A 5,388-nucleotide genomic window follows, 5' to 3' on the forward strand; every position below is an offset into this window, starting at 1 on the left:
ACGCTTTAAATTCTCCAACTCTCCAGTTCCGTGACAAAACTTTATGCAGTTTATTATTTCCCCACCTACCTACTTAGCTTGTGGGAATTACGTTATCCTATAAGTCTAATCCAAGAATATTTTACTTGGGCTGCGGTCAGATATGGCCTAGCCTTTCAACCGATTCCAGCTTTTGGTTTGGCTCTGTGCGTAGGGATGACAACTGGTACTTTGGTATGGCAAAGTCGCAATGTACTTTGGGGACTTCCCAAAAAAGATCGCCAACGATTAGCCAAGCAAGTCCGCCAGATTCGGCAGCAAGGTAGTTCTCATCCGTTGTGGAAATGGGTAGTAAAGTCAATTGATAATTGATAATTGATAATTGATAATTGATAATTGATGGTCGATCGTGAATGACTGTAATAATCTATCGATCTTTATCAAAAAATAGGCATTCAATCTCTAACATAATTATTGCCTAAAGCCTAAAGCCTAAAGCCTAAAACCTTCTGCCTTCCCATACGGCTTAACCACTAAACCTCATGCAATCTCCCACCTTAGACTCCCAGAATCCTCCAGAACCCAAACTCATCGATGCTTGCGTGCATTGTGGTTTTTGTCTGTCTACATGTCCTAGCTATCGCGTCTTGGGTACGGAAATGGATTCGCCACGGGGACGAGTTTATTTGATGGATGCGCTCAACGAAGGTGAAATCGAACTTACCCCTGCGGTTGTCAGTCATTTCGATAGTTGCTTGGGTTGTCTGGCTTGTACAACTACCTGTCCGTCGGGAGTGCAGTATGACAAATTAATTGCCTCGATGCGTCCCCAAATCGAACGCAACCATCAACGTCCGCTCGTCGAACGGTTGTATCGACAGTTTATTTTCGGGCTATTTCCCTATCCCAATCGGCTACGATTGTTACTAATTCCGTTATTTATCTATCAGAAACTCGGCTTACAAAAACTCATCCGCCAAACTGGCATCGTCGAAAAAGTATCGCCCCATTTAGCGGGGATGGAGTCTAATCTCCCCGAACTATCCTTAAGTACATTTCAAGATACCTTACCCGAACTCATTCCCGCCCAAGGTACGCAAAGATATCGCGTGGGGATGATTTTAGGTTGCGTGCAGCGGCTATTTTTCGATCGCGTGAATCAGGCTACAGTGAGAGTACTCACCGCCAATGGTTGCGAAATTGTCATTCCACCCGCACAGGGATGTTGTGCCGCTCTCCCGCACCATCAAGGGCAAGAAGAACAAGCTAAAACCCTTGCCAGACAGATGATAGATAATTTTGCCGATACCAACGTCGATGCCATTATTATCAATGCTGCTGGTTGCGGACACACATTAAAAGAATACGGCGAATTACTCCACGACGATCCTGAATACGCCCAAAAAGCGATCGATTTTGCGGCCAAAGTTAAAGATGTTCAAGAATTTCTCGCCGACATCCAACTAACCACCCAACTATCGCCGATTTCGAGCGAACCACTGAAGTTAGTTTATCAAGATGCTTGTCACTTATTGCACGGGCAAAAAATTAGCGTCCAACCGCGCCAGTTACTAAAACAAATTCCCAACATCACCCTCACCGAACCCCTAGATGCAGCTTTATGCTGCGGTAGTGCTGGCGTTTATAATATGCTTCAGCCAGAAACAGCCAACGAACTCGGCTCTCAAAAAGTCCGCAACTTAGTCAATACCGGAGCGACGATTATTGCCTCGGCAAATCCTGGCTGTACGCTGCAAATTGCTAAACACCTGGAACTTCAAGGTCATCAGACTAAAATATTACACCCGATCGAGCTTTTAGATTTATCGATCGCGGGAAAAATGCTCTGAAACAATCCGAGAGTTGCCCAGATGTTTTGTAATCGATGTGGTGAAAAGAGAGAAGCAGCTATATTTTTATTACTGCACCGCGAAAGTGGACTAAACAATTTTGAGATTAGACGAGCAGTATTGCTTTGATACCAACATGAATCAAGATGATGAATTTTGATTTTGGGGAAAGATAAGTATATTAGTCCCGTTAATCTTCCTAACTTTACATGACTCACGGTAATACCCGATCGAATCGACATCCTTATGTCTATGAAAGTGTCAAGCTAAGCGAGACCGAATTAGTATTGCAACCAGCCTGCTCGCGCGCGCGAGTGATGCGAAAAGCTTGGTTGAGTATGCTGCTCTTTGAGATCGTGATTCTACCACTGATGATGTTGGCTACTTTCGGAGTAAATATTATCGTGTTTGCAAGTCTTAAGTCAATTATGCCAGTGTTTGAAAATACACTATTAACCCATATTTGTATTCTGTTGCCTTGGGTAATATTGGCAGCCGCAATGGTATTTCTGACTTGGAGAATGGTGTGGGAAAGTGGCTACACAACATTTATTTTCGATCGCCTTCAGCAGCAATTAATCATTAATACCGCTAATCTCGTCGGTGGTAAGCTGGTACAGATCGTTCCTTTCGATCGAATTGAAGATGCCCAGTTTGAGGAATATATTGATGATGGCGTGATGCACATTAATATCTTTTTGTTAATTCCCAAAAAACCTCCCAAGATTGCGACCGATCGCCAGCACAGATTTAACTTAAGTAGTATGAATACAGATGATTATCCGAGTGTAGATAGTATTACTACCAAACAAGAGCATCAACGGCTTTTACTTCAAGTTAGATCTATACTAGGATTATCAATTGAGGCAATTTCGCAGCAGATAAGTCAACACCGAACTATTCCTACAGAGGCAGAAATTCAGCAAGAAAAAGAGCGAGCGAGCGTCGCAGCTAGAGAATCGCTCGTCGAGTTAACAAAAACAATCTTTAGTAGCAAACAGCAAAAACAAGAGCGGCTCAAAGTGTTACGGGAACTAACTCTTCAATCGCCTGAAGATCCCAAAATCTGGGAAGAGTTGGGATTACTCTTGGCTATGCAGAAAAATCCATCTATATCTGAAATAATTGCTGCCTACCGTCAAGCAGAGGCATTATATCTCGATCGCGAAGATACCGAAAATGCCATAAAGATTGCCAAAATTATCCATAATCTAAATTAGTTAGTTTCAGAATCTAATGTAGCAGATTTACTCGTAGAGATGATGTGGATATCGACATTTTTAAGCAGTCTCAGAATTTGTTGAGTTAATGAACCTTTCCATAAAATTTGCCAGCGCGATTTCTGACTTTCGCCCATGACAATTTGTGTGATGCGATATTGCTTGGCAGTTTGAACGATCGCTTTGATAATATTGTAGTCGCGCACCTGGATAAACTCGCCGCCAAATTCTTGACAGAGCCGTTCGCAAGTAGCGATATGCAGGCTTTCTGCTTTGGTCAAAAATCGATCGGGTTCGTTGACAAATAAAACATAAAAACGAGCGTGCATATAGTTAGCCACTCGCGCGCCGCGACGGAGCAGTTGGATCGTATTGGGATAAGTCGAAATACATACCAATAACCGTTCGTGAATGTTACAAGAAGCAGGTACGAGGGCATCGCCGTTCGCCTGCTCGGTCTCTTCCTCAATGTTATCGGCGACTTCTCGCAGTGCCAATTCGCGGAGTGCGGCCAAATTACGCCGCTGAAAGAAGTTATTTAGCGATCGATCGATTTTATCGGGAGCATAGATTTTGCCATCTCGCAGGCGTTCTTGGAGGGTTTCTGGCGTGACATCGACGACGACGACTTCATCAGCCGCGTCTAAGACCCGATCGGGAATGCGTTCGCGGACGACGATCCCTGTAAGCTGGGCGACGGTATCATTCAGGCTTTCGAGATGTTGAATATTCACGGTGGAATAGACATCGATCCCCGCCTGGAGAATCTGTTCGACGTCCTGATAGCGTTTTTCGCGTTCGGAGCCGGGGATATTGGTATGCGCTAGTTCGTCTATTAATGCTAGTTGTGGTTGGCGGCGGAGGATGGCTGGCACATCCATTTCGGTAAGCATCACGTCTTTCCAGGTAATCTGCTGGCGGGGCACTTGCTCTAAACCCTTAGCTTTGGCAATAGTCTCAGCGCGATTGTGGGTTTCGAGCAAGCCGATGACGACATCGATGCCTTCAGCGCGCAGGCGATGCCCTTCTTCGAGCATTCTGTATGTTTTGCCGACGCCGGGACTCATACCAATGAAGATTTTATGTTTGCCACGACGATATTTGTGCATAATTTAAATACTTTTGTCTTGAGAGCGTGCGGGTTAATTAATATATGGACGATCGGTTATTTCATCTTTATTGGCACGATCGATTAATTGGCACAATTACAAACATTAGTTATATAGATTTCCCGTGGCTGGGTGGCATTATTGCTTTTGAGGAATTGAGCGACAATGTGCGATCTGCGCTCGAATATATTGATGCTGCATTGGCAGAGGATTACGATCGTTTGCCAGACGTAGAATTTGATGTCGATCCTTGGGAGGGCTGGCGAATTGTTGCACCCGATGGTAAGACGATTAGAATGTCCCCACCTGTAGTAGATTTTGTGGAAGGAACTGTGACTTGGAGATAAATCCAAACGCAACATAAATATGCGATCGTGAATGTTGGGTTTTGCGATACTCAACCCAACCTACAATTTTTCTTTCTCTGCGTCCTTTGTCTTGTTGCGCTAAACCGTCGGGAAACAAAGGCGTGCGCGCATCGCTGCGCCTCTGCGGTTATTAAAAATCTCTCGATCTCTACCGCAAATTATCCAAAGCCAGATTTAATTTCAACACATTGATTCCTGGTTCGCCGAAGATGCCGAGGAAGCGATCGTCGGTATTTTGGACGATTAACAGTTCGACTCGATTGGTGGGGAGATTGCGTGCGGCTGAGATGCGTTGAACTTGCGCTCTGGCGGCTTCGGGGGTGATATGGGGGTCGAGGCTGGAACCGGAGGTGTAGAGGAGATCTGCGGTGGGTTTGATGCCTGCTTTTTGGAGTCTGGGGAGGTCGCCTGCGATCGCTTTTTTGGGGTCGGGGTCGGTTTTGCCGTTAATGCGATCGAGGAGCGCGGGGTTGCTGGGGGCGAGGTTGGTGGCTCCAGATACTCCGGTTTTGAGGATGCCTGCGGTGTCTTGGTTGGGGTCGGCGGTGCTGTAGCTGGTGCTGCTGGGGCGGCTGTTGAAGTAGCGATCGCTGGTAAATGGTTGACCGATGAGGGCGGAGCCGATGGTTTGTCCTTGGGGGTTTTTGAGGGGGCTACCGTTGGCTTGGTATGAGAAGGCGGCTTGGGAGATGGCGAGCATTGCGAAGGGGTAGATGACGGCGACTAGGAGCCAGAGGACGAGGGTGGCGCGGATGGCTTTGGTGATTTCGCGGATGGGATTCATGGGTGGTTGGGTGGGGCTTAGTTTTGGGGTATGAGGTGGGGCTTAGTTTTAGGTTATTGGTGCTAGTGGAACCCGGAT

Annotated in this window: 6 protein-coding genes; 4 read left to right on the forward strand and 2 right to left on the reverse strand. The window is 46.1% G+C overall.

Annotated features, from left to right (window positions below; genetic code table 11):
- The first annotated feature begins 30 nt into the window (after positions 1-30).
- The 3 genes from C7B77_RS23110 to C7B77_RS23120 all read left to right on the forward strand — a co-directional run bounded on the left by C7B77_RS23110 (position 31) and on the right by C7B77_RS23120 (position 3,049).
- Positions 31-351: a hypothetical protein gene (locus C7B77_RS23110; RefSeq protein ID WP_181243982.1), complete on the forward strand. Its 321-nt coding sequence runs from the start codon at positions 31-33 to the stop codon at positions 349-351.
- A gap of 170 nt (positions 352-521) precedes the next feature.
- Entirely contained in the window at positions 522-1,829 is a 1,308-nt protein-coding gene (locus C7B77_RS23115) for a (Fe-S)-binding protein (protein WP_106310459.1), read from the forward strand.
- A 209-nt stretch (positions 1,830-2,038) separates the two neighbouring features.
- Positions 2,039-3,049, forward strand: a complete 1,011-nt coding sequence (locus C7B77_RS23120; RefSeq protein ID WP_106310462.1) for a hypothetical protein — start codon at positions 2,039-2,041, stop codon at positions 3,047-3,049.
- Here C7B77_RS23120 and C7B77_RS23125 read toward each other — a convergent pair.
- Entirely contained in the window at positions 3,046-4,158 is a 1,113-nt protein-coding gene (locus C7B77_RS23125; RefSeq protein WP_106310465.1) for a histidine kinase, read from the reverse strand. The two genes, C7B77_RS23120 and C7B77_RS23125, sit on opposite strands and share 4 nt — an antisense overlap.
- Before the next feature lie 44 nt (positions 4,159-4,202).
- On the opposite strand from C7B77_RS23125, the gene C7B77_RS23130 reads away from it, so the two are divergent.
- Positions 4,203-4,505, forward strand: coding sequence for a hypothetical protein (locus tag C7B77_RS23130; RefSeq protein WP_106310468.1), 303 nt, complete (start codon positions 4,203-4,205; stop codon positions 4,503-4,505).
- 169 nt (positions 4,506-4,674) lie between these two features.
- Here C7B77_RS23130 and kdpC read toward each other — a convergent pair whose 3' ends face one another.
- Entirely contained in the window at positions 4,675-5,310 is a 636-nt protein-coding gene (kdpC, locus tag C7B77_RS23135; protein WP_106310471.1) for a K(+)-transporting ATPase subunit C, read from the reverse strand.
- Positions 5,311-5,388: the final 78 nt, after the last annotated feature.

Source organism: Chamaesiphon polymorphus CCALA 037 (genome assembly GCF_003003845.1).
Taxonomy (GTDB): Bacteria; Cyanobacteriota; Cyanobacteriia; order Cyanobacteriales; family Chamaesiphonaceae; genus Chamaesiphon; species Chamaesiphon polymorphus.

Excerpts from the sequence above, each read along its gene's own strand:
- C7B77_RS23115 (WP_106310459.1), top strand. The coding sequence starts at position 522 with ATGCAATCTCCCACCTTAGACTCCCAGAATCCTCCAGAACCCAAACTC.
- C7B77_RS23120 (WP_106310462.1), top strand. The coding sequence starts at position 2,039 with ATGACTCACGGTAATACCCGATCGAATCGACATCCTTATGTCTATGAA.
- C7B77_RS23125 (WP_106310465.1), bottom strand. The coding sequence starts at position 4,158 with ATGCACAAATATCGTCGTGGCAAACATAAAATCTTCATTGGTATGAGT.
- C7B77_RS23130 (WP_106310468.1), top strand. The coding sequence starts at position 4,203 with ATGGACGATCGGTTATTTCATCTTTATTGGCACGATCGATTAATTGGC.
- kdpC (WP_106310471.1), bottom strand. The coding sequence starts at position 5,310 with ATGAATCCCATCCGCGAAATCACCAAAGCCATCCGCGCCACCCTCGTC.